The organism is Glycomyces arizonensis DSM 44726 (assembly GCF_000482705.1).
Taxonomy (GTDB): domain Bacteria; phylum Actinomycetota; class Actinomycetes; order Mycobacteriales; family Micromonosporaceae; genus Glycomyces; species Glycomyces arizonensis.
The window spans coordinates 13,608-37,176 of the sequence record NZ_AXWO01000020.1 but is presented as its reverse complement, the minus strand read 5'-3'; the positions used below and the strand labels follow the sequence as shown (position 1 = coordinate 37,176).

Annotated in this window: 22 protein-coding genes and 1 pseudogene; 8 read left to right on the top strand and 15 right to left on the bottom strand. The window is 70.5% G+C overall.

All coding sequences use genetic code 11. From position 1 onward, the window contains the following. Nucleotides 1–2: 2 nt before the first annotated feature. Nucleotides 3–440: a universal stress protein gene (locus H613_RS0114685; RefSeq protein WP_026924410.1), complete on the bottom strand. Its 438-nt coding sequence runs from the start codon at nucleotides 438–440 to the stop codon at nucleotides 3–5. Nucleotides 441–541: 101 nt separating this feature from the next. Next, nucleotides 542–1,762 (bottom strand): phosphoribosylamine--glycine ligase, encoded by a 1,221-nt coding sequence (purD, locus tag H613_RS0114680; RefSeq protein ID WP_026924409.1) that lies wholly within the window; start codon nucleotides 1,760–1,762, stop codon nucleotides 542–544. Nucleotides 1,763–1,850: 88 nt separating this feature from the next. Between purD and purB the strand changes: the two genes are divergently transcribed. The 4 genes from purB (at nucleotide 1,851) to purL (ending at nucleotide 6,576) form a co-directional block, all read left to right on the top strand. Continuing rightward, nucleotides 1,851–3,269: an adenylosuccinate lyase gene (gene purB, locus H613_RS0114675; protein ID WP_245598564.1), complete on the top strand. Its 1,419-nt coding sequence runs from the start codon at nucleotides 1,851–1,853 to the stop codon at nucleotides 3,267–3,269. Between the two features lie 105 nt (nucleotides 3,270–3,374). Next, a complete protein-coding gene (gene purS, locus H613_RS0114670) occupies nucleotides 3,375–3,629 on the top strand; it encodes a phosphoribosylformylglycinamidine synthase subunit PurS (RefSeq protein ID WP_026924407.1) in 255 nt (84 codons plus the stop codon). After that, nucleotides 3,626–4,309: a phosphoribosylformylglycinamidine synthase subunit PurQ gene (purQ, locus tag H613_RS0114665; protein ID WP_026924406.1), complete on the top strand. Its 684-nt coding sequence runs from the start codon at nucleotides 3,626–3,628 to the stop codon at nucleotides 4,307–4,309. Before purS ends, purQ begins: the two co-directional genes overlap by 4 nt. Continuing rightward, the gene (gene purL / locus H613_RS26680; protein WP_051393369.1) at nucleotides 4,306–6,576 is read left to right on the top strand and encodes a phosphoribosylformylglycinamidine synthase subunit PurL; all 2,271 of its coding nucleotides are present in this window, start codon (nucleotides 4,306–4,308) and stop codon (nucleotides 6,574–6,576) included. Before purQ ends, purL begins: the two co-directional genes overlap by 4 nt. 124 nt (nucleotides 6,577–6,700) lie before the next feature. Here the strand turns inward: purL and H613_RS0114655 are convergent, their stop codons facing one another. Continuing rightward, the gene (locus H613_RS0114655; protein WP_026924405.1) at nucleotides 6,701–7,285 is read right to left on the bottom strand and encodes a TetR/AcrR family transcriptional regulator; all 585 of its coding nucleotides are present in this window, start codon (nucleotides 7,283–7,285) and stop codon (nucleotides 6,701–6,703) included. A gap of 74 nt (nucleotides 7,286–7,359) precedes the next feature. Here H613_RS0114655 and H613_RS32140 point away from each other — a divergent pair. Further along, nucleotides 7,360–8,133, top strand: a pseudogene (locus H613_RS32140) (SDR family NAD(P)-dependent oxidoreductase); the annotation flags it as partial. A 45-nt stretch (nucleotides 8,134–8,178) separates the two neighbouring features. On the opposite strand, the gene H613_RS31450 reads toward H613_RS32140, so the two are convergent. Then, nucleotides 8,179–8,523 carry a sterol carrier family protein gene (locus H613_RS31450; protein ID WP_084546647.1) on the bottom strand — a complete coding sequence of 115 codons (345 nt, stop codon included), beginning with the start codon at nucleotides 8,521–8,523 and terminating at the stop codon, nucleotides 8,179–8,181. Between the two features lie 246 nt (nucleotides 8,524–8,769). On the opposite strand from H613_RS31450, the gene H613_RS0114645 reads away from it, so the two are divergent. The 3 genes from H613_RS0114645 to purM all read left to right on the top strand — a co-directional run bounded on the left by H613_RS0114645 (nucleotide 8,770) and on the right by purM (nucleotide 13,509). Continuing rightward, complete coding sequence (locus tag H613_RS0114645) at nucleotides 8,770–10,728, top strand: carboxypeptidase-like regulatory domain-containing protein (protein WP_026924404.1); 1,959 nt, start codon at nucleotides 8,770–8,772, stop codon at nucleotides 10,726–10,728. A 202-nt stretch (nucleotides 10,729–10,930) separates the two neighbouring features. After that, nucleotides 10,931–12,433, top strand: a complete 1,503-nt coding sequence (gene purF / locus H613_RS26670) for an amidophosphoribosyltransferase (RefSeq protein WP_051393368.1) — start codon at nucleotides 10,931–10,933, stop codon at nucleotides 12,431–12,433. Further along, on the top strand, nucleotides 12,430–13,509 hold the full coding sequence (gene purM, locus H613_RS26665; RefSeq protein ID WP_035738184.1) for a phosphoribosylformylglycinamidine cyclo-ligase: 1,080 nt from the start codon (nucleotides 12,430–12,432) through the stop codon (nucleotides 13,507–13,509). The genes purF and purM overlap by 4 nt, the downstream gene beginning before the upstream one ends. Here the strand turns inward: purM and H613_RS0114630 are convergent. From H613_RS0114630 to H613_RS0114580, 11 genes are all read right to left on the bottom strand, one after another. Further along, nucleotides 13,481–14,464, bottom strand: a complete 984-nt coding sequence (locus H613_RS0114630) for a phosphatase PAP2 family protein (RefSeq protein ID WP_026924403.1) — start codon at nucleotides 14,462–14,464, stop codon at nucleotides 13,481–13,483. The two genes, purM and H613_RS0114630, sit on opposite strands and share 29 nt — an antisense overlap. A 283-nt stretch (nucleotides 14,465–14,747) precedes the next feature. Further along, complete coding sequence (locus H613_RS0114625) at nucleotides 14,748–16,256, bottom strand: Hsp70 family protein (protein WP_026924402.1); 1,509 nt, start codon at nucleotides 16,254–16,256, stop codon at nucleotides 14,748–14,750. Between the two features lie 280 nt (nucleotides 16,257–16,536). Further along, nucleotides 16,537–16,833 carry a hypothetical protein gene (locus H613_RS0114620; RefSeq protein WP_026924401.1) on the bottom strand — a complete coding sequence of 99 codons (297 nt, stop codon included), beginning with the start codon at nucleotides 16,831–16,833 and terminating at the stop codon, nucleotides 16,537–16,539. Beyond that, the gene (locus H613_RS0114615) at nucleotides 16,830–17,111 is read right to left on the bottom strand and encodes a hypothetical protein (protein WP_026924400.1); all 282 of its coding nucleotides are present in this window, start codon (nucleotides 17,109–17,111) and stop codon (nucleotides 16,830–16,832) included. Before H613_RS0114615 ends, H613_RS0114620 begins: the two co-directional genes overlap by 4 nt. Then, nucleotides 17,108–17,359 (bottom strand): hypothetical protein, encoded by a 252-nt coding sequence (locus H613_RS0114610; protein ID WP_026924399.1) that lies wholly within the window; start codon nucleotides 17,357–17,359, stop codon nucleotides 17,108–17,110. Before H613_RS0114610 ends, H613_RS0114615 begins: the two co-directional genes overlap by 4 nt. A gap of 171 nt (nucleotides 17,360–17,530) precedes the next feature. After that, the gene (locus H613_RS26660; protein ID WP_084546634.1) at nucleotides 17,531–18,520 is read right to left on the bottom strand and encodes an alpha/beta fold hydrolase; all 990 of its coding nucleotides are present in this window, start codon (nucleotides 18,518–18,520) and stop codon (nucleotides 17,531–17,533) included. Nucleotides 18,521–18,534: 14 nt separating this feature from the next. Continuing rightward, a complete protein-coding gene (locus H613_RS0114600) occupies nucleotides 18,535–19,935 on the bottom strand; it encodes an ATP-binding protein (protein ID WP_026924398.1) in 1,401 nt (466 codons plus the stop codon). Nucleotides 19,936–20,007: 72 nt separating this feature from the next. Then, nucleotides 20,008–20,745 carry an SDR family NAD(P)-dependent oxidoreductase gene (locus tag H613_RS0114595; protein ID WP_026924397.1) on the bottom strand — a complete coding sequence of 246 codons (738 nt, stop codon included), beginning with the start codon at nucleotides 20,743–20,745 and terminating at the stop codon, nucleotides 20,008–20,010. Between the two features lie 104 nt (nucleotides 20,746–20,849). After that, nucleotides 20,850–21,680: a fumarylacetoacetate hydrolase family protein gene (locus tag H613_RS0114590; RefSeq protein WP_026924396.1), complete on the bottom strand. Its 831-nt coding sequence runs from the start codon at nucleotides 21,678–21,680 to the stop codon at nucleotides 20,850–20,852. Beyond that, entirely contained in the window at nucleotides 21,677–22,528 is an 852-nt protein-coding gene (locus H613_RS0114585; RefSeq protein WP_026924395.1) for an amidohydrolase family protein, read from the bottom strand. Before H613_RS0114585 ends, H613_RS0114590 begins: the two co-directional genes overlap by 4 nt. Beyond that, the gene (locus H613_RS0114580; protein ID WP_035738182.1) at nucleotides 22,525–23,532 is read right to left on the bottom strand and encodes an aldo/keto reductase; all 1,008 of its coding nucleotides are present in this window, start codon (nucleotides 23,530–23,532) and stop codon (nucleotides 22,525–22,527) included. The genes H613_RS0114585 and H613_RS0114580 overlap by 4 nt, the downstream gene beginning before the upstream one ends. Nucleotides 23,533–23,569 lie beyond the last annotated feature (37 nt).

Here is a 23,569-nt window from a genome sequence, read left to right as displayed (position 1 = left end):
CCTCAGTCCTCGTGCCGGAGCACCACGACCGGGCAGTGCGCGTGCGTGACGCAGTGCAGGCTCACCGAGCCGAGCAGCAGGCCCTTGAAGCCGCCGCGCCCGCGGCTGCCGACCACCAGCAGCTCGGCGTCCTGCGAGTGCTCCAGGAGCACCTTGGCGGGCAGGCCGTGCTCGGCGATGCGCCTCACCGGGAGGTCCTCGCGGCCGCCCAGCACCTCGTCGACGGACTCGGCCAGTGCCCGCTCGGCCGACTCGGCGAAGTCCTCGCCGGGGAGGACCGCCACCGGCGCCCCGTACGTCATGGGGATCTGCCAGGCGTGGACCGCCTCGATGGACGCGCCGGTGATCTCCGCCTGCCGCAGCGCCCACGTGAGCGCCTGCGTCGACGACGGGGAGCCGTCGACGCCGACCACGATGCGTCCTCGTTCTTCGTGCGCCATGTCCGTCCCTTCTGCCGGTGCGCCACTGGTTCGCCTCCAGTGTCTCCGGCATCGGGCCGAGAAGGGCTCATATATGCGATTCCGCCGCGCGGGCGGGGCGGTCAGATGTTCGCGGCGATGTCGCCGCGGAAGTGCGCGCCTTCGAGCTTGACGCCCTCGGCCAGCGTGTAGGCCTCCTGCCGGGCCTCGGCCACGGAGGCGCCCGTCCCCACGCAGTTGAGGACGCGACCGCCGGTGGCGATCAGCTGCCCCGTCGCGTCCAGCGCGGTGCCCGCATGGAGCACGCCCTCCTGCTCGGCGCCGTAGATCGGCCGCCCGGTGACCGTCGCCTCCGGGTAGCCCTCGTTCGCGACCACGACGCAGACCGCCGCGCCCTCGCGCCACCACAGCGGCCCGAAGCCGGCGAGCTTGCCGGTGGCGGCGGCGTACAGCAGCTCGCCCAGCGGGGACTCCAGGAGCGAGAGGATCGGCTGGATCTCCGGGTCGCCGAACCGGGCGTTGAACTCGACGACCTTGAGGCCCTTCGCCGTCAGCGCCAGCCCGCAGTACAGGGTGCCGACGAACGGGGTGCCGCGCCCGGCCAGCTCGGCCAGCGTCGGCTCGGCCACACGGGTCATGATCTCGGACACCAGGTCGTCGGGGGCCCACGGCAGCGGCGTGTAGGCGCCCATGCCGCCGGTGTTCGGGCCCGTGCCGCCGTCGCCGACGCGCTTGAAGTCCTGCGCGGGGAGCATCGGGCGGGCCGTCTCGCCGTCGGTGACGACGAACAGCGAGACCTCGGGGCCGTCGAGGTACTCCTCGACGACGACCCGCTCGCATTCGATCGCGTGCGCCAGGGCCGCCTCGCGGTCGTCGGTGACGATGACGCCCTTGCCCGCGGCGAGGCCGTCGTCCTTGACGACGTACGGCGCGCCGAACTCGTCGAGCGCGGCCGCGACCTCCTCGGGGGTCCGGCAGGCGCGCGCGGCGGCGGTCGGCACGTTCGCGGCGGCCATGACCTCCTTCGCGAAGGCCTTCGAGCCCTCGATGCGGGCGGCCTCGCGGCTCGGCCCGTACACCGGGATGCCCTTGGCGCGCACCGCGTCGGCCACACCCGCCACCAGCGGTGCCTCGGGGCCGACGATGACCAGGTCGGCGGCGGAGGTGACCGCCAGCGACGCGACCGCGGCCGGGTCGTTCGCGTTCACCGGGACGCACCGGCCCAGCTCGCCCATGCCGGGGCTGCCCGGGGCGCAGATGAGCGCGTCAACGGATTCGTCGGCGGCCAGGGCCGCGGCGATGGCGTGCTCGCGGCCGCCGGTGCCGATCAGGAGTACTCGCACCCGGCCAGTTTACGGGGTGAATAGGCGCTGGTTAACAGGCGCGCCGAGACATCGCGCACGCATGCGTGCGCGATGTCATGATTGCCGCGTGACTCCGAATGTGCTCGCCGAGCGGTACGCCTCCCAGCAGATGCGCGACATCTGGGACCCCGTCGGCAAGATCAAGGCCGAGCGGCGGTTGTGGCTGGCGGTGCTCAAGGCCCAGCACGAGCTGGGCGTGACCGTGCCCGAGGGCGTGATCGCCGACTACGAGCGCGTGCTCGACACCGTCGACCTCGCCTCGATCACCGAGCGCGAGCGCGTCACCAAGCACGACGTCAAGGCCCGCATCGAGGAGTTCTCCGACCTCGCGGGCCACCAGCACATCCACAAGGGCATGACCAGCCGCGACCTGACCGAGAACGTCGAGCAGATGCAGGTCAGGCAGTCGCTCGAACTCGTCCGCGACCGGCTCGTCGCCGCCGCGGTGCGCCTGGCCGCCCGCGCCGAGCAGTACCGGGACCTCGTCATGGCCGGGCGCAGCCACAACGTGCCCGCGCAGGCCACGACGCTCGGGAAGCGCTTCGCGACGTGGGCCGAGGAACTGCTGGGCGCTTACGAGCGGATCGAGGAGCTGCTGCGCCGCTACCCGCTGCGCGGGATCAAGGGCCCGGTCGGGACCGCCCAGGACATGCTCGACCTGTTCGGCGGCGACGGCGCGAAGCTCGCCGAGCTGGAGCGCCGCGTCGCCGCCCACCTCGGCTTCGAGCGCGTCATGGACTCGGTCGGGCAGGTCTACCCGCGCTCGCTGGATTACGAGGCGGGCTCGGCTCTCGTGCAGTCGGTGGCCGCGCCTTCGTCGGCCGCGCTGACGATCCGGCTCATGGCGGGCGCCGAGCTGGCCACCGAGGGCTTCATGGAGGGCCAGGTGGGCTCCTCCGCCATGCCGCACAAGATGAACACCCGCTCCTCCGAGCGCATCAACGGCCTGGCCGTGGTCGCCCGCGGCTACGCGGCGATGCTCGGCGAGCTCGCCGGGGACCAGTGGAACGAGGGCGACGTGTCGTGCTCGGTGGTGCGCCGCGTCGCGCTGCCGGACCTGTGCTTCGCCGTCGACGGGCTTTATGAGACCTTTCTCACGGTCCTGGACAATTTCGGGGCCTACCCGGCGGTCGTCGGCGCCGAGCTCGACCGGTACCTGCCGTTCCTGACCTCGACGAAAGTCCTGATGGAGGCCGTCAGGCGCGGCGCCGGACGCGAGGACGCGCACGAGGCGATCAAGGAGCACGCCGTCGCCGTGGCGCGCGCCATGCGCGAATCCGGGCAGCGCGGCAACGACCTGTTCGACCGGCTCGCCGCCGACGAGCGCCTGCCGATGAACCGGTCTGAGCTGGGCCGGCTCGTAGCCGATACGGGTGAATTCGTTGGCGCGGCAGGCGATCAGGTCGACCGCGTCGCCGAAAGGGTGGCCGCGGTCGCGAAAACGCACCCTGAGGCCGCCGCCTACGGGCCCGGAGGCATCCTCTGAGTTCGTGTGACGTGGCACCGACACCCTGAGCGCGTCGCTGGCCCTGGTCAGACCCGCTGAATATGCTTGGCCTGTCCCGTCCAAGTGACCGACAGGAGTGCGACCGTGGCCCGTGTAGTGGTCGACGTGATGCTGAAGTCCGAGATCCTCGACCCGCAGGGCGAGGCCGTGCTCGGGGCGCTGCCCCGCCTAGGCGTCAACGATGTGAAGTCCGTGCGGATCGGCAAGCGCGTCGAGATCGAGTTCGACCCATCCGTGACCAATGCCGAGGAGCAGTCGCAGATCATCGCCGACCAGCTCCTGGCGAACCCCGTCATCGAGAACTTCACCGTCTCGGTGCTCAGCGAGGACGCCGTATGAGTGCCCGCATCGGCATCGTCACCTTCCCCGGCTCGCTCGACGACCGCGACGCGGCCCGCGCCGTGCGCCTCGGCGGGGCCGAGCCGGTGGCGCTGTGGCACGACGACGCGATGCTCCGCAGCGTCGACGCCGTCTTCCTGCCCGGCGGGTTCTCCTACGGCGACTACCTCCGCTGCGGCGCAATCGCGCGCTTCTCGGAGGTCATGGGCCTGGTCCGCGACGCCGCCGGACGGGGCATGCCCGTCCTCGGCGTCTGCAACGGCTTCCAGGTGCTGTGCGAATCGCACCTGCTTCCCGGTGCGCTGGTGCGCAACGCCCACCTGCGCTACCGCAACCGCCCCGCGCGCCTGCGCGTCGAGACCGCCGCCACCGCCTGGACGAACGCCTACGCGTCCGGCGCGGAGGTCGTCTTCCCCGCCAAGCACGGCGAGGGCCGCTACGTCGCCGACGAGGCGACGCTGGACCGGCTCGAGGCGAACGGCCAGGTCGTCTTCCGCTATCTCGACAACCCCAACGGCGCGATGCGCGACATCGCCGGGGTGTCCAACGAGGCGGGGAACGTCGTGGGGCTCATGCCGCACCCCGAGCACGCCGTCGAGGCGCTCACCGGCCCGTCCACCGACGGGCTCGGCGTGGTCGCCTCCATTACGGCCTATCTGAACGAGGGAGCCGCGCGATGACGAGACAGATGCTCGACACGGTCGGGGTGGCCGAGGCCACCCCCGACGAGAAGCAGCCCTACGCCGAACTCGGCCTGGCCGAGGACGAGTACGCCCGGATCCGCCAGATCCTGGGCCGCCGTCCCACCCAGTCCGAGCTGGCCATGTACTCGATCATGTGGTCCGAGCACTGCTCGTACAAGTCCAGCAGGGTGCACCTGCGGCAGTTCGGGGAGAAGAACCCGAAGACGCCTCGTCTGCTCGCCGGCATCGGCGAGAACGCCGGCGTGGTCGCCATCGACGAGCACCTCGCGGTGACGTTCAAGGTCGAGTCCCACAACCACCCGTCGTTCGTGGAGCCCAAGCAGGGCGCCGCCACCGGCGTCGGCGGCATCATCCGCGACATCATCGCGATGGGCGCCCGCCCGATCGCCGTCATGGACTCCCTGCGGTTCGGCGAGCTCTCCCACCCCGACACCGCCCGCGTCCTGCCCGGCGTCGTCGAGGGCGTGGGCCACTACGGCAACTGCGTCGGGCTGCCCAACATCGGCGGCGAGACGTTCTTCGACCCCTGCTACCAGGGGAACCCTTTGGTCAACGCGCTCAGCGTCGGCGTCCTGCCGCGCGAGCGCCTCCAGTCCATGCAGGCCAGCGGCGTCGGCAACGTCGTGATCCTGTTGGGCGCCAAGACCGGCCGCGACGGCATCGGCGGCGTCTCCGTGCTCGCCAGCGCCACCTTCTCCGATGAGGACGACTCCGACTCGCGGCCCAGCGTCCAGGTCGGCGACCCGTTCACCGAGAAGCTGCTCATCGAGGCGTGCCTGGAGCTGTTCGACTCCGGGCTCGTCGAGGGCATCCAGGACCTCGGCGGCGCCGGGCTCACCTGCGCCCTGTCCGAGACCGCGGCCGCCGGCGACGGCGGCATGCACGTCGATCTCGAACGGGTCCCGCTGCGCGCCACCGGCATGGAGCCGCACGACATCCTCGCCTCGGAGTCGCAGGAGCGGATGCTCGCCATCGTCGCCCCGGCGAACGTCGAGCAGGTGCTGGCGCGGGCCCGCCGCTGGGGCCTGCTGGCCACCGCGATCGGCGAGGTCACCGACTCCGGCCGCCTCGTCATCGACTACCACGGGCAGGCCGTCGTCGACGTCCCGCCCGCGAGCCTGGCCGACGAGGGCCCGGTCTACCACCGGCCGATCGCCGAGCCGAACGACCTGGGGCTCATCGCCGTCGACCGCGCCGAGACGCTGCCGCGCCCGTCCACCGACGAGGAGATCCGCAGGACCGTCCTCGACATGGCCGCCAGTCCGAACCTGTGCGACAAGAGCTGGATCACCGAGCAGTACGACTCCTCGGTGTTCGGCAACACGGTGCTCGGCACCCCGCACGACGCGGGGATGGTGCGCCTCGACGAGCGCACCGGCGTCGGCATCGCGATCGCCCTGGACGGCAACGGCCGCTACGCGCGGCTCGACCCGTACACCGGATCGCAGCTCGCGCTCGCCGAGGCCTACCGGAACGTCGCGGTCACCGGCGCCACGCCGATCGCCGTCACCGACTGCCTCAACTTCGGCTCTCCGGAGGACCCGCACGTGATGTGGCAGTTCGAGCGGGCCGTCACCGGCATCGCCGACGGCTGCCAGAAGCTGGGCATCCCGGTCACGGGCGGCAACGTGTCGTTCTACAACCAGACCGGCAGCGAGGCGATCCACCCGACGCCGGTCATCGGCGTCCTGGGTGTCATCGACGACGTGTCCCGGCGGATCCCGTTGGGGCTGGGCCAGAGCGGCGACACGATCGCGCTCATCGGCACCACCGGCGAGGAGCTGTCCGGCTCGGAGTGGGCGTGGGCGACGCACCGCCACCTCGGCGGGGTCCCGCCGAAGGTGGACCTCGATCACGAGATGAAGCTGGCCGAGCTGCTCGCGCGGCTGGCGGGCAACGAGCAGCTGGCCGCGGCGCACGACCTGTCCGAGGGCGGTCTGGCGCAGGCGCTGGTGGAGGCGATCTGCAACGCGGGCACGGGCGCGAACATCCTGCTTCCGGAGGGGGCGGACCCGTTCACGTACCTGTTCAGCGAGTCGACCGGGCGGGTGCTGATCGTCATTCCGCGCGGCCAGGAGCTGGCGGTGCGCTCGGCGTGCGAGCAGCGCGGTCTGCCGATCACGCCGCTGGGCGTGGTGGACGCGAACACCGACGGCCTGCACCTGAGGGACCACTTCGACATCCCCAGGGCCGAACTCGAAGCGGCCTGGAAGGGCCGCATCGCCGCCCAACTCGGCGAATGAAGCAACTTATATCCTATAATATATAAGGTATAAGATATAGATGTACTATATAAGTTATAGGATATAAAATATAGGAAGCATGTCACCGTCCCGGCGCTCAGTGCCGGGGCGGTGCCGTGTCCTGTCAGGCTCTGATGGCCTCGATCGCGTCGTCGAACAACCGCACCGGGTCGAGCTCGCCGCCGGATTCGCACCACGCGTTGAGGGCGGCGTCGAGGCAGGCCAGGGCGGCGGCCACGAACGCGCGGGCCCGCGGGTCGGGCGTCTCGGTCTCAGGCAGGCCGAGGCGGCGCTGGATGTCGGGGGCCAAGAGCTCCTGCCAGCGCAGGTGCTTCTCCAGGTGCTTCGCACGCAGTGAGGGGGCGTCGTGGTGCAGTCGGGCGAGGAGGAGGTCGTCGGCCGAGTCCTCGGTCGACCGCAGTGTCATGAACGCCGCCCGGATCGCGGTCCACGCCGACTCCTCGGCCGGGCGCGCCTCCAGCGCGGCGCGGACCGACTCGCCGAGGGCTTCGGTGTCGCCGAGCACGAGGTCTTCCTTGGTGCCGAAGTAGTGGAAGAACGAGCGGCGCGAGATGCTCGCGGCGGCGGCGATCTGGTCGACGGTGGTCGCGTCGAAGCCCTGCTCCTCGAACAGCCGCATCGCCGTCGCCGCGATCTCGGCGCGTACCGCGCGGCGGGTGCGTTCACGGAGGTTCGGTGCGGAGGCCATGCCCTCAGTCTACGTCCGGGCGTTCATCGCGCATTGATTTGCACCGAGTGCATAATTCTGCGTATAGTGCAGATATGAGAACCGTAGACTACTCGGACCAGACCACCGTCGTCACCGGCGCCAGCTCCGGCATCGGCGCGGCCTTCGCCCGCGAACTCGCGCGCCGCGGCTCCGACCTCGTGCTCGTCGCCCGTCGGCTCGACCGCCTTGAGGAGCTCGCCGCCGGACTCGAGACGGACCACGGCATCGCGGCCATCCCGATCGCCCTCGACCTCAGCGCGCCCAGGGCGGGCCGCGCCCTCGCCGCCGAGCTCGCCGAGAGGGGGATCGAGGTCACGGGCCTGGTGAACAATGCCGGCTTCGCCACCGACGACCCCTTTCACCGCGAGGACCCCGAGCGCCTCCTCAAGGAGATCAACGTCGACATCGCGAACCTCGTCGACCTCACCCGCGCGTTCATCGAGCCGCTGCGCCGCTCCGGCTCCGGCGTCCTCGTCAACGTCGCGAGCATGGCGGCCTACACCCCGTTCCCGGGCATGGCGGTCTACTCCGCGGCGAAGGCGTTCGTGCTCAACTTCACCGAGGCGCTGTGGTTGGAGTCCCGGGGCACGGGGATGCGGGTGCTGGCTCTCTCGCCGGGGCTCACCAGGACCGAGTTCTTCGACGAACTTGCCACAGGCGCCTACAGCGGCAATTACCAGACTCCTGAGCAGGTGGTCCGGACCGCCATGCGCGCACTGGACCGCGGCCGATCGCCGAGCGTGCAGTCGGGGCGGCTGAACCGGTTCGCCTCGCTGCTGCCCCGGTTCCTCACCCGCAGGCGCACCGTGATCCTCAGCGGAGCGATCTCGGCGCGTTCCCGAGGCGGTGAAGACGTCGCCGCGGCGTTATGTTCAGGCGCCGTCGATCAGCGGCAGGAAGTCGGAGAGGTCGGCCCGCTGGCCCGAGGCCATGACCTTTCCGGTCGCCACCGCCTCGGCGAAGTCGAGGCGGCCTGTGGCCAGTTCCACGAACACGATCGGACGGCATTCGACGACGTTCGGCGGCGTCCCGCGGCGGTGCCTCGGGCCCTCCACGCACTGGACCGCGCCGTACGGCGGCACCCGCACCTCCACCGTGTGACCGGGCGCCTTCTCGGCCAGCGCCTGGAGCAGCTCGCGCACCGCGGCCTTGAGCGTCGGCCTGTCCGGCTCCTCGCCATTGTCGAGCGCGGCGATGGCGTCGACCACAGCGTCCATAACATCTCCTCCAGAACCGGTTAGACTTCGCCAGATGGCTCCGTGCGATTCGGCGCGCACCGCTGTGCTCCCACCCCCTGGATCCCGTGACCGAAACGAGACCAGGCATAGTGGCGTCGACGGCCCGTGGCCGTAGGTGAGTCGTGCGCGCCCGCGGCTCGACCGGCGCACGGCCCAGCGAGCGTCGGCGGGGTGGCTCGCGAGCCGTACAGTTGTGCCCGATGGCATGCCCAGGAGGGGATGTAGATGACCGTAGCGGCCGAACCGAGCCGGACCAAGACTAACGTCTCGCGGTCCCGGCGGGGGGCACGGGGTCGCCTGCGTGCGCGCCTCACCGGCCTCGCCGCGGCCCTTGGCGTCCTGCTCGGCGCGCTCCTCCTCGCCACACCGGCCTCCGCCCAGCCCAACAGCTTCCGGCACGAGATCATCTCCGGCCAGAACCCCTATATCGACATCGGTGGCGCGCCCGCCACCGTCACTGTCAACGTCATACCCCAGCACAACAACCCGGCTGGTCAACCGATCACTGTGACCGCGAGCCTGTCGGGGCTTGACGGGTACGCCAGCGTCGATGTGCAGGATGGCGTCTGTCACCGCATAGGTGTCGGTGTCGCTCAGTGCGACGCTGTGGTCCAGCCCGTCCAGATCCAGTTCCTCGTCGCCCCGGCCCCCGAGTCCGAGCTGCCCGAGGGGCAGAGCAAGAGCGGCGAGCTGAAGATCAACGGCGGCGGCCAGAGCTCCGGCGAGCAGAAGACCGGCGTCACGGTCGCCGGTCACGGCGGCCCCGAGACGGTCACCGAGGTCAAGGGCACCATCACCTCGAACGCCGAGCCGGTCACCGACGCGGAGGTCGTCCTCACCGACGGCGAGGGCCACGAGCACGAGACCACCACGAACGACAAGGGCGAGTTCGCCTTCCAGGGCAGCGGCCAGGACCCGATCGCGCCCGGCGAGATGAACCTGAAGGCCACCAGGGAGGGCTTCGAGGACCTCGACGAGCCCATCACCGTCAACGCGGGCTCGAGTTTCACGCAGAACTTCACCATGACCCCCGTGGAGACCGAGCCGACGGAGACCACCGCCGCGCCCACCAGCGCCGCACCCACCGAGGCGTCGGCCGAGCCCAGCGAGGAGCCCGACGAGGGCGGCCTCTCGGGCACCCTGATCGTCCTCATCATCATCGGCGGCCTGCTCGTCGTCGGCGGCATCATCGGCATCATCTTCCTGCTGCGCGGCGGCAAGGACGACGACAAGGACGACGGCGAGAGCTTCGCCCCCGACGCCCCGCCCGAGCACCAGCCCACCGCGGCCCAGGTCGGCAGCCCCGGCGTCTACCAGTCCGGACCGGCGCCCGGCCAGGACGCGCCCACCATGATCCACCAGGGGCCGCTCGTCCAGGACCGGGAAGTCGGCGCGTACGGCGCCCCCACCTCCGGGTTCGGCCCCGCGTACGGGCCCGGCAGCGACGCCACGCAGGTGATGCCGCAGGCCGGGACGCCTTCCGCCCCGCCGCCCCCGGCCGCCCCGCCCGTGCCGCCGCCCGCCATGGGTCCCGACGGCACCCAGCTCCTCCCGAGGGTCCAGGCGTCCGGCCCCGTCCCGCCCGCCCCGGGGGACGCCACCCAGGTGATGCCGCAGGCGAACATGTCCTCGCGTCCGCCGCAGAGCTCGTTCTCCGATCCCGGCGCCACTCAGCCGTACCCCTCGCCGACGCCGTCCCCGACGCCGCCGGGCAGGAGGCCGAGCCCGGGCCCGGGCGCCTCGATGTTCGATCCGCCGCAGCAGCCGCCTTCGGGCTCGCAGCCGCCGGTCTCGCGCGACCCGTACGCGCCGCCGCCCTCCCCGGCCCCGTCGCAGCCGCCCTCGCAGCAGCTGCACCAGTCGCAGCCGCCGCAGCCGTCGGCCGACCCGTACCCGAGCCGCGGCATGAGCCGCGACCCGTACGCGCCGCAGCCTTCCCAGCCGCCGCAGCCGCCCGCGAGCGCGCCGCCCGCCGCCGACCCGTACGCGCCGGCGCCCACTCAGGCCATGCCGCAGGGCGGCCCCGGCGAGGCGCCGTACGGCTCGCACTCGTCGCCGAGCCCGTCGCCCTCCCCGTACGCCGCCGACCGGCCGGAGGACGAGGGCGCCCCGAACTCGCGCCGCCGCGATGACGAGGAGCGCCGCGGCTGGGGCGAGTGGGACGACCGTCCCCGCTCGTGGTGACGAAGGACTCGACGGCGGCGCATACTCGCCCGATCGGGAGGGTGGAGTTCGGCGCCAGGTCGGATAGACTGTGACAAGGCAGTCCCTGCCGAGCCCACAGCATGGCGAAGCCTGCGAGTCATAGACCTGCGAGTTCTCTATCGGCCCAGCCATGGTGAGGCCCGCGAGCCATCCATCCGCCTCAGCGAACCGAGGAGTTGCAGTGACCCGAGGTGACGGTCGACTCACCACGGAACTCGATCCCGAACAGCCAGGTCCTCGCGACGCCTGCGGCGTCATGGGCGTCTGGGCCCCCGGGGAAGAGGTCTCGAAGCTCACCTACTTCGGGCTGTACGCGCTGCAGCACCGCGGTCAGGAGGCCGCGGGGATCGCCGTCTCGGACGGCTCCCGCACCGTCGTCTACAAGGACCTCGGCCTCGTGGCGCAGGTCTTCGACGAGTCCACGCTCGCGCCGCTCCAGGGGCACTTGGCGATCGGCCACGCCCGCTACTCCACCACCGGCGCCTCCACCTGGGAGAACTCCCAGCCCACCATCAGGTCCACCTCCACGGGCACAGCGATCGCCTTGGCCCACAACGGGAACCTCGTCAACACCGCGGACCTCCTCAAGGAGGTCGACCGGCTCGGCATCGACATGGGCGGCACCACCTCGGACACGCACCTGATCACCGCGCTGCTCGCGGCCCACCCCGACGAGTCGGTGGCCGCCGCGGCCGAGCGGGTCCTGCCGCAGCTGCGCGGCGCGTTCTGCCTGGTGTTCATGGACGACAACGCGCTGTACGCCGCCCGCGACCCCCAGGGCGTGCACCCGCTGGTCCTCGGCCGCCTCGCGAGCGGCTGGGCCGTCGCCTCCGAGACCGCCGCCCTCGACACCATCGGCGCCACGTTCGTGCGCGAGGTCGAGCCCGGCGAGATGCTCGCCATCGACGAGTACGGGCTGCGCTCGGTGCGCTTCGCCGCCCCCGAGCCGAAGAACTGCCTGTTCGAGTACGTCTACCTCGCCCGCCCCGACACGAAGCTCGCCGGGCGGGGCGTCTACGCCACCCGCGTCGAGGTCGGCCGCACCCTCGCCCGCGAGGCGCCCGTCGACGCCGACCTGGTCATCGGCGTCCCCGAGTCGGGGATCTCGGCGGCCATCGGCTACGCCGAGGAGTCCGGCATCCCCTACGGGCAGGGCTTCACCAAGAACTCGTACGTGGGCCGCACCTTCATCCAGCCGTCCCAGTCGCTGCGCCAGCTCGGCATCCGCCTCAAGCTCAACCCGCTGGTCGACCAGATCAAGGGCAAGCGCCTGGTCGTCGTCGACGACACGATCGTGCGCGGCAACACCCAGAAGGCGCTGGTGCGGATGCTGCGCGAGGCCGGGGCCGTCGAGGTCCACATCCGGATCTCCGCGCCGCCGGTCAAGTGGCCGTGCTTCTACGGCATCGACTTCGCCACCCGCGCCGAGCTCATCGCCGGAAGCCTCGACGTCGACGGCATCCGCTCCCAGATCGGCGCCGACAGCCTCGGCTACGTCTCCCTCGACGGGCTCGTGCGGGCCACCGAGCAGCCCGCCTCCAGGCTCTGCAGCGCCTGCTTCACCGGCGAGTACCCGATCGAACTCCCCGCCGCCGACCTCATCGGCAAGCACCTCCTCGAACCTTCAGCACCCCGAACAGTCGACTCAGCGAGCACGTCAGTGCGGGAAGGGACCACAGCGTGAGCCGCGGCACCACCACTCGGAAGACCATCTCCTACGCCTCGTCGGGCGTCGACATCGACGCCGGCGACCGGGCCGTGGAGGCCCTCAAGCCCTCGATCCGCAAGACCGCCAGGCCGGAGGTCGTCGGCGGCATCGGCGGCTTCGCCGGGCTGTTCGCGCTCGACACCGAGAAGTACAAACAGCCGCTGCTCGCCTCCTCCACCGACGGCGTGGGCACCAAGCTCGTCATCGCGCAGAAGCTCGACATCCACGACACGGTCGGGATCGACCTGGTCGCGATGGTCGTGGACGACCTCGTCGTGTGCGGCGCCGAGCCGTTGTTCCTGCTCGACTACATCGCCACCGGCCAGGTCGTGCCCGAGCGGATCGCCGACATCGGCGCCGGGATCGCCGACGGCTGCCGCTACGCGGGCTGCTCGCTCATCGGCGGCGAGATCGCCGAGCACCCCGGCGTGATGAAGCCGGACGACTACGACATCTCGGCCACCGGCGTCGGCGTCGTCGAGGCCGACGCGCTGCTGGGCCCCGACCGGGTCAAGCCCGGCGACGTCGCGATCGCCCTGCGGGCCTCGGGCGTCCACTCGAACGGCTTCTCGCTGGTGCGCGAGGCCCTGTTCGGCGTCGGGAAGATGGACCTGGCCACCGAGGTGCCCGAGTTCGGCCGCCAGCGGACCCTCGGCGAGGAGCTGCTGACCCCCACGCACATCTATGCCAAGGACTGCCTGGAGCTGGCCAAGGAGTGCGACGTGCACGCCTTCGCGCACATCACCGGCGGCGGCATCGCCGGGAACCTGGTGCGGGCGCTGCCCGACGGCGTGAGCGTCGCCGTCGACCGCTCGACGTGGACGCCGAACCCGGTGTTCGACGTCGTGCAGCGCACCGGCGGGATCGGCGACGAGGAGATGGAGCGGACCTTCAACATGGGGGTCGGCATGGTCGCCATCGTCGCCCCCGATCAGGTCGACCGCTCGCTCGCGGTCCTGACCGCCCGCCACGTCGAGGCGTGGACGATCGGCGAGGTCGCCGACGGCGGTGACGGCGTCAAGCTCACTGGGAGCTATCGGACGGCTGGCTAGGCACCTGCGCGGTCTCGCTCCGCTTCGCCTCGCGCAGCTTCAGCCACAGCCAGAGCAGGGAGAGGCCCGCCAGGAGCACGGCGGACGCCAGCGCCGGGACCAGCGGCATCGCGGGCGTGACCATGACGCCCAGGATGAGCAGCGTCGCGATCAGGATGGTCTTGCGCGTCGCCGGTTCGAAGACTTCCAGCGGCCCCAGTGGGATCGTCGCCCATGGCACGCGCTTGGCGCTGCGGATGATGAACAGGCCGAGCAGGAGACCGGCCGGCTCGTCCCAGAACCAGTGCTGGCCGATGTACACCTGCGAGGCGAAGACCAGGACCGGCGGGGCCAGAAGCAGCGTCCAGCGCGCCCACACCGGCAGCAGGCCGCCGACGAGCATCACGATCAGGCCGAACAGCAGCGCGGTGTTGACCGCGTGCCCCGAGGGGAAGGCGGTCGCGCCCTCGATGTTGCCGCCGCCGCCCTGCTCGAAGTAGGTGAAGAGCATGGCCCCGTCCGGGGAGACCTCGTGCAGCTGCCACAGGTGCTGCGACAGGGGACGGCCCAGGATGTGCTTGACGACCAGGATCACCACCAGGGTGATGAACGACAGCACGTACATCAGCAGCGGCCGGATGCTGCGGAAGCGCAGTGCGGACCAGACGGCCAGGGCCAGGGTGATCGTGGCGACGGTGCGCGCCTGACCGAGCTCGGTCGCCAGGCGCGAGACGTCCCTGACCCATTCGACCTTGTGGCGCCACACCCATTCGCGGATCTCCCAGTCCATGTGGACCAGCGGCGACGGGAACGTCAGCAGGGCGGCGATGGCGATGAACGCGAGGATCAGCACCAGGTCGGGCCACCAGCTCTTGGGCCGCTTTCCGAATGGCTCCCAATCGAACCAGTTGACTGGGATGTAGCGGCGCAGCGGCGTGATGAGCTGTTTGACGACGGCGTCGTCGCTGACGGTCACACCTCGGTCCCGTATGTTCGCGCTCCGGCGCGCGGTCGTAGACCGGTTCGAATCGGATGGCATACCTGGATGTTCGCTTGTGAAAGTGAATTCTGATGCCGCCACTCCCGAAATGGACTGAATTTGTTATCAGGTCGGTATATATGGTGTGGTTTGCGACGCAGACGAGATCTGTTGCGCTGTCATGAGGCGACATGGGCCACTGGCGCATGTCACACACCGGCCCCACCGGCCTCAATGGTCACATAGGGTTTGGTAACGCTGTTCGGTAACGGCGTCCGGGTCACTCCTCGCAGCCGTCGGCTTCGGTGCCGGAGTAGGTGACCGTGACGAGCTCGTCGAAGGCCAGCTGCGTGTCGGGCGCCGGGTCCTGCTCCTTGACCTCGCAGTCCTCGTACCAGGGGCCGAACAGCGGATCCGGCTCGCCATTGAAGTCCACATTGGTGAATCCAGCGTCGGTGAGGGTCTGCTCCGCCTCCTGCGACGACATGGTCGTGACGTCCGGCACCGGTCCGGCGGTGGCGCTCTCCTCGCGGCCGTCCTCGGTCGGCGAGGGCGCCTCGCCGCCGCCGTCCGCGGACTCCGTCTCGTCGGCCTCCTCGGCGTCGGGTGACTGGGTCTGCGGGTCGCCCTCGGGAACGCCGCCCGCGCCGCCCGAGCCGGCCTCGCCGTCGGCGGGGGAGGCCGTCTCGCCGGTGGCCGGGGTCGAGTCCGCGCCGCGGGGCTCCTGGCTCTCGCCCGTGCTCAGCTCGGATCCGAAGATCGCGGTGCCGCCGACCAGCACCGCGAGCAGCACCGCCAGGACGCTCACCCGCGCGGCGGTGCGGCGCAGCCGCGGACGGCCCGCCTCGACGGGCGCGGCGGGGAGCGCGGTGAGCGCGGCGCCTTCGGCGGCGACCCGTTCGGGCCGGTCGGGCAGGACCGGCTTGAGGCCGGTCCGCTCGGCGAGCCGCGCCACGACCAGCGGGGTGCGGCTCGCGCCGCCGATCATCAGGAGCCCGCCGGCCTCCTCGGCGCCGACTCCGGCGGCCTCCATCACCGCGGCGGCCAGGTCGCAGGTCTGCTCGACGGGCTCGGCGATGCACGACTCCAGCTCCTGCTGGGTGAGCTGGAGTTCGAGCCCGGCCTCGGGGAGCGTGATGTCGGCCGAGGCGTGCTCGGAGAGCCGCTCGCGGGCGCGCCGGATCTCCGCGAGCAGCGCGGGCCGCAGCGCCGCCTCGTCCGGACCGTCGACCCGGTCCCAGAACCCGCGGTCGTCGTCGCCGTGCCTGCCGGAGAGGTAGGCGAGGACGAGGTGGTCGAACTCGTCGCCGCCGACCTCGCCCGCGCCGTGCGCGGCCAGGACGGTGTGGCCGTCCTCGTCGCGGCGGACGACGCCGACCTCGCAGCCGGTGGCGCCGAGCCCGTAGACGACGAGCGCGGCGCCGGGCTCCAGTTCGTGGCCGCGGGCCTCGACGTACACGGCGGCGGCCTCGGCCACCGGGACGAAGGAGGGCCGCCCGAGACCGGCCGCCTCGGCGGCATCGGCGACCTCGCGGTACCGGTCGCGCTCCCACGAGACGGGGGCGGTGACGGCGAGGGGCGCCGAGCCTCCGGCGGTGTCGTCGCGGAAGACGCGGACGCGCGCGAACACGGCGGCGAGCGCGTCCGCGGCCGCATCGCGGTCGCCGACCGGAACGCCGTCGAGGACGCGGACGTCGGGACGCTCGCCGCGGCCGCGGATCGACACCGTGGTGTTCACGGTGCCCAGGTCGACGCCGACTGCGGCTGCTCGGGGGGAGCGATGTTGCATGAGCTGAGTCTATGAACTCTTCTCGCGCGATTTCGGTCCGCCTTGCGTGTTTTCATCATGTCTTATCAGGACATGTTGAAATCAACCGGTTCGTGCCTGAAAGTAGCCGTAAGGTTACACCCGAAAGTGTTGCCTCCCAAAAGGATCAGCGAACAAGACGCGCCTCGCCCGGCTTCTTGAGGCTTTACCTGTCGAAGGAACGGGTCATCCTATACTCTATAAGATATAAGATATAAGATATAAGATATAAGATATAGGGTATAGGGTATAGGGTTTCGATTCAGCCGTCGCAGGTGCGGATGATGGAATCCTTTCGTCTCCAGAGGTCGGTGGCGAAGTCGAGGACGGCGAGAGTGCGGGCCGGGTCGTCCTGGTGGAGCCAGGCGAGGTTGTCGGGTGCGGCGACCAGGCGCGGGAGGCCGTCAAGATGGGTGACACGGCCGATCAGGGCAGGATCGACATCGACGAAGGTCACGCGCAGGGAGGACTGGCCCCAGATCCAGGCGAAGGCCAGATCAAGGCCGTCGATCTCGCGGTAGCCGAACACCGGGAGCTTGTCGACGAAGTGCAGGCTCATCCGTCGACCTCCGCCTCATGTTGCGCGGCGTGCAACCAGATCCCCGCCGCGTGCTCTTTGGCGACCCGCCGCAACGCAGGTGACCATTCGGCGCGGTACAGGTGCAGTCGTGAGAACGGCGACCCGATCCGGTTGATGTACCCCAGATCGACCACCGGCTCAGGAGCGATGCGCCGCAGCCGCACCGAAGTGGCAGACCTCCCGACAATCTGGTAGACCTCGATCCGCCGGTGCTCAAGCGTGAACCGCCCGAGAACGATGCGTTCAGGGTTGGTCATGCGGCACCGCCCCAGGTGAAGCCGATGAGGTTGGCGAGGACGCCGCGAAGCGAAGGAGAGCCGACGCAGGAGGCGAGCAGCTTCACGGCCGAGCGGCGCTGCGGGCAGCCGTGGGCGCCCCATTTGTGGTGGCACCACTCGCACCGCAGGCGTCCGAGACCGAACCACGTTCGGTAGGGCTGGTGGAGTTCCAGGTCGATTTTGACCGAGGCCGGAACCGGGTCTTGGGGTAGGCTGAAGCCAACCATGGGAGGTTTCCTCTCTGGCTAGGGGCGGGCCGCCGATCTTTCGTGGTAGTTAGGGCGGCGGCCCGCCGCGTTTCGGTATTCGGTTGGTGCGTGTTGGATACACGCGTGCTGAAACTCTTGCACACCAATTGGTGTCCCGCAACTTATGACACGCTAACGGTCCAAAAGCGTCTAGAGACCGCGGTCACAGTTGCCCGATCGCATTGCCGTGGAACATGGACCGGGGCGAGTCCGTGGCGTTCGAGTCGTCTTCGGTTGCGTTTCAACCCACTCGGCACATAAAGGCCCGCCGACGGCGTCGGAGAGGAACGCGCCGAGGGCGTCGGCCACCTGGGCAGGTGCTTCTTCGGCCATGTGGTGGCCCGATTCGACCACCGCGGTGCGCACCGCTTGCCGGCACCACGGCTCCCAGATCGCGGCCGGATCGCCGTACAGCGCTTCCATGTCGTCGTACCGCGACCACATGACCAGCGTGGGGGCCGTGATGCGTCGCCCGGCCCGGCGGTCGGCCGCGTCGTGCTCGGCGTCCACGGACAGCCCGGCCCGGTAGTCCTCCAGCATGGCCCGCACGGTCCGGGGATCGGACACGGCCGCCACCATGTCGCGGTAGTTGTCGCCGCCCATGCTCGATTCGTCGGGCCGATACCACGCCAGCGGGTCCGCGGTGATCACTCGTTCGGCGTGCGGGGAGGCGCCGAAGAAGAACCAGTGCCACCACTTCGCGGCGAAACGGCGGTCGGCCCGTTCCAGCGCCTCGATGATGGGAACGCTGTCGCACACGGCCAGCGCGGACACCCGCTGCGGGAAGTCCAGGGCGGTCCGGTAGGCCACATAACTGCCCCGGTCGTGACCGGCGATCGCGAAGGTCTCGTGGCCGAGCGCGGACATCAGCGCGACGACGTCCCCCGCCATGGCGCGGTCGCAGTAGGTCAGATGCTCCGGGTCCGGATCGGGCTTCGTGGAGCGGCCGTAGCCGCGCAGGTCGGGGCAGACCACGGTGAAGCCCCTCGACGCGAGGACCGGCGCGACGCGATACCAGGTGGTGTGCGTCCGTGGATGCCCGTGCAGCAGCACGACGGGCGGCCCGGAGCCGCCGGACCGGCCGTGCAGCGTGACGCCCGGCCCGGTCTCGATGTCCCACTCGGTGAATCCCGTGAACATGGCCGCTTCAGATGCTATCGGTAGATGTCGATCGGTTCGATCAGAGTCAGGTAAGGGTCGTCGACCGCATGGCGTTGCAGCCGTTCACTGAAGCCGCTGCGGGAGAACAGATACCGCATCGGGTGCTCGACTGTCCGCTCGATATGCGGGATGAGCCGGTCGAGCAGGTTCAACTCGTCGAAGTCGACCTCGGTGGAGGTCCACTTGCACATCCCGATCGCGGTGGCGCGCTGGTCGTGATCGATCCCGACGACATCGATCTCGCGCATCTCCACTCGACGTTCCCGTCCGGTGGGGACGTTGCCCCACCAGCGTCCGACCTTGGCCACCTCGGGGGCATTGAGGAGCACATACTCCTGGCATACCTCTTCCCATGCCTCGGAGACGAAATGGTCGAACTTCGGCAGGACTGAACCCGCCAGGTACGACTCGGCCAGTTCGGCGGTGCGCGTGAGCGACCGGTCGGATTCGATGAAACGGCAGTGGAATCTGAGGAACTGATCGGCGATGCGGTAGGCCGTCTTCTTGCTGCGCGCGGGGGCGGTCATCGGACGGAGCTGTTCGACCAGTCCGAGCCGCTCCAGCACTCGCAGTGTCTTCAGTACCTGGGCCGGTGCCAGACCGGTGCGGTCGGCGATCGTGGAGTTCCGGTTGTACCCGTGCGCGATCGCCCCCAAGACCGCGAAGTGGTTCTCGGGGCTGGTGATCGACTGGCGAAGCAGCAGCTCCGCTTCGGAATGGAGAATCCCGGTCGGACTGATGATCTCCTGGAGCAGGTGGGTGCGGAGCGGCCGCGAGTCATCGAAGCGCTCCAGGTAGTAGGGAATGCCGCCGCACACCGCGAACGCCCTGATCCGGTCTTCGGGCGTGTAGCCGGGGTGGAACAGCGCCGCGTCCTTCGCCAGGAACGGCAGGACCTTCAACTGGCCCGTCCGCCTGCCGTACATGGTCCCGGCCAGTACCTCGTCCTCGAAGAAGGAGACCTCGCTTCCGGCCACCACCAGCGTGATCGGCAGATGCCGGCCCGTCTCGCGCCACCACACGTTGATCTGGCCTTCCATCCCCTGGTGTTGTCGGGCCAGGAACTGGAACTCGTCGAGCACCACCAGGGACGGCTCGTCGCGTGCGAAGTCGGCTATCGCGTCAAGGGCCTGGCCCCAGTCGATCAGCGGACGGCGGGCGTAGCCGCGGTCGCCGGTGGCGCGGGCGAGCTGCTCGCTCAAGCCTCGGAGCTGGCCGATGGCGGTGGAAGGAGTGGCCTCGAAGTAGACCGAGCGGCAGTCGCGCGCCAGCTGCGTCAGCAACTCGGTCTTGCCGACCCGGCGCCTGCCGTAGACGACCAGGAATTCCGCTTCCGCACTGGCGGCGCGCTCGCGGAGCAGTGCCAGTTCAGAGGCGCGGTTGAGGAAGGACATCACCGCATCATAAAAGATGTCCGATACAGGATAATCCTGTGAAGGATTATCCCCACCAGGATAATAATATGATCAGCGGACGATGCGCAGTCCCGCGGTGCCGCCGTCGACGGCGAGGCTCGTGCCGGTGACCGCCTTGTTGGCCGGGTCGGCCAGATAGAGCACGGCGGCGGCGACCTCCTCGGCGCTCACGAGCCGCCCGGTGGGCTGGCGCGCCTCCAGCTTCCGGCGTTCCTCCGCGGGGTCCTCGGCCTGCTCCAGGAGCCGCGCCACCCACGGAGTGTCGGCGGTCCCGGGCGCGACGCAGTTGACGCGGATGCCCTCGGCGACGTGGTCGGCTGCCATGGCGAGGGTGAGCGAGTGGACCGCGCCCTTGGACGCGCCGTAGAGGGCGCGCTTGACCAGGCCGGTGCTCGCCACGATCGAGGAGGTGTTCACGATCGCGGGCGCGGCCGATTCGCGCAGGTGCGGCAGGCAGGCGCGCGCGAGGCGGACCATGCCCAGCACGTTCACGTCCAGCACGCGCATCCACTGCTTGTCGGAGTTCTCCTCGACGGTGCCCTGCGCGCCGATCCCGGCGTTGTTCACCAGCACGTCGATGCCGCCGAAGTGTTCGGCGACGGCGGCGACGGCGGTGCGGACCTGGTGGTCGTCGGCGACGTCGCAGGCGGTCGACCAGTGCTCGTCGCTCGCGTTGAGGTCGAGCACTGCCACGTTCGCGCCGCGTGCGGCGAAGGCGTCGGCGCAGGCCGCGCCGATCCCGGAGGCGCCTCCGGAGATGGCGACGGTGAGACCCTCGAATCCGTTCATCGGTTATTACTCCATTCAGGACCAGTATGGTGGGTGCGGTGCCGGCTTGGCGCTGTGAGCGTGAAGCGCTCGCGATGTCGGGTGGGCGTGACGGGCGCGGGGCGTCACGCTTGCACCACGGGATTCCTCGTCTGTCCGAGGCCGTCGATGCCGACCTCCACGACGTCGCCCTCCTTCAGGTACGGGAACCGGCCCGACAGCGCCACGCCCTCGGGCGTGCCGGTCAGGAGCAGGTCGCCGGGATCGAAGGCCATGAACTGCGACATGTGGAAGACCAGGTGCGCCACCGAGAAGATCATGTCGGCGCTGCTGGAGTCCTGCCGGACCTCGCCGTTGACCTTGGACCACAGGCGCAGTCCTTGCACGTCGGCGACCTCGTCGGGCGTCACCAGGCAGGGGCCGAGCGGGCTGAACGTGGGGCAGGCCTTGCCCTTGGAGAACTGGCCGCCGGAGCGCTCGATCTGGAACTCGCGCTCGCTCACGTCGTCGGCGACGACGAGGCCCGCGATGCACTCCAGCGCCGCCGCCTCGGACTCCAGATAGGAGGCGCGCTTCGCGAAGACGACGCCGAGCTCGACCTCCCAGTCGGTCTTGGACGAGCCGCGCGGGATCTCGATGTCGTCGTTCGGCCCCACGATGGTGTTGGGGTGCTTGAAGAACACGACCGGTTCGGCGGGCGGCTCGGCGCCGGACTCGGCGCAGTGCGCGGCGTAGTTCATGCCGATGCACACCACCGCACCGGGCCTGGCGATCGGCGCGCCCACGCGATGCCCGTCGACGTCGATCTCCGGCAGTCCATCCACACCGGATACGCCGCCGCTTTCGAGGAACTCGCCGTCGATGTCGCGGCAGCGCCCCGAGAGGTCGTAGTGCTTGCCGCCGTGGGCCACCACGGGGATCTCGTGTCCGGCTTCGCCTATGCGCAGGTATCTCATTTCACTCCTAGCTTGTAGGTCTTCGCCGCCGTGCCGGAGAAGACGTCCGGGTCCTCGCGGCCCAGGATCTCGGTGAGGGCGTCCTTGACGCGGGTGTAGGTGGCGGCCAGTTCGCAGACGGGCCAGTCGGATCCGAACATGAGCCGGTCGGGCCCGAACAGCTCCAGTGCGGCCTGGACGAACGGGCGCAGATCCTCAGGGCCCCACCGCTTCCAGTCGGCCTCGGTGACGAGCCCGGAGAGCTTCGCGGTCACGTTGGGCTGCTTGGCGAGCGGGGTGACGGCCTCGCGCCAGGCCCCGAGGCCCTCGGTGCCGTCCTTGACCTGCGGCTTGCCGAGGTGGTCGAGGACGAACTCCAGCTCCGGCACGGCCTGGGCGGCCTTCGCGGCGGCGGGGAGCTGGTCGACGCGCACGACCAGGTCGAACGTCGGGACCGTCTGCGCGATGGTCTTCAGCGCGGCGATGACGTCGGGCCGGGCCAGGAAGTCGGCCTCGGGCCGGGCCTGGATCTGGTCCCGCAGCCCCACGAGGTAGCGGACCCGCGGGTGGCCCTGGTAGCGGGCCAGGACGGCGTGCAGGTCGGAGCCGAGCAGGTCGATGTGGCCGACGACGCCGGCGATCTCGTTCACGGCACCGGCCAGGTGCAGGAACTCGACGGTCTCCGACGGGTGGCCCCAGGAGGCCTCGACCAGGACGGTGCGGTCGACGCCCGCGGCGGCGAGGTTGGCCCGCAGATCGGCGACGCCGTAGTCGCGCTTGATCGGGGCGAACTCCGGCCGGCTCGCGAGCCAGGGGTAGTCGGCGGTCCAGAGGTGGTGGTGCGCGTCGATCACGAGACGGGTCGTCATGGCGTGGGTGCCTCCTCGGGCAGGAGTCCCGTCCGCTTGAGGTCATGCCACAGCGCTTCGGGGATCGGGTGGGCGAACATCGCGAGGGCGTCGTCGACCTCTGCCGGAGTGCGGGCGCCGACGAGGATCGACGCCACGGCGGGGTGCGCGAGGGGGAACTGGAGGGCGGCGGCGCGCAGCGGCACGTCGTGCCGGGCGCAGACTGCGGCGATCGCGAGGGCCTTTTCGACGAGCGCGGCGTCGGCGGCCGTGTAGTTGAACGTGGCGCCGGGCTTCGGGTCGGCGAGGATCCCGGAGTTGAAGACCCCGGCGGCGATGACCGAGACGCCCCGCGAGCGGCACAGCGGATAGAGCCCGTCGAGCGCCGACTGGTCGAGCAGGGTGTAGCGCCCGGCGACGAGGGCGACGTCGAAGTCGCCGCGGGAGAGGAGCTCGGCGGCCGCGCCGGTGGAGTTCATGCCGATGCCGATGGCGCCGATGCGGCCTTCGGACCGGAGCTCGGCGAGCGCGGCGTAGGTGCCCGCGGCGGCCTCGTCGAGGTGGTCGTCGGCGTCGTGGACGAGGCCGACGTCGACGCGGTCGAGGCCGAGCCGGTCGAGCGAGCCGCGGTGGGCCTCGTAGGCGCCCTCGAAGGAGAAGTCGAACGCCGAGGCCTTGCCGTTGGGCTCGGCCCACAGGTCCCACGGCCCGTCGTGGTCGACCAGGACGCGACCCATCTTGGTCGAGAGCGTGAACTCCTCGCGCGGGCGTCCGGCGAGAGCGCTCCCGAGGCGCTCTTCGGAGCGCCCGGCGCCGTAGTGGGGCGCGGTGTCGAAGTGGCGGATGCCCCCGTCCCAGGCGGCCGCGACGGTGGCGGCGGCGACGGCGGGATCGACGGGGGTGAACAGCCCGGCGATGGGGGCGCAACCGAGCCCCACGGCGGTGACGGACACGTCGGTGCCACCGAGGCGGCGCCGCGCGAGCTCGGGGCGGTTCGTGGCCACGTGCGTCTCCAATGCGGACATATGGGGTGTTTCAAAAAAGGCCCGGTCTGCGTCGAGC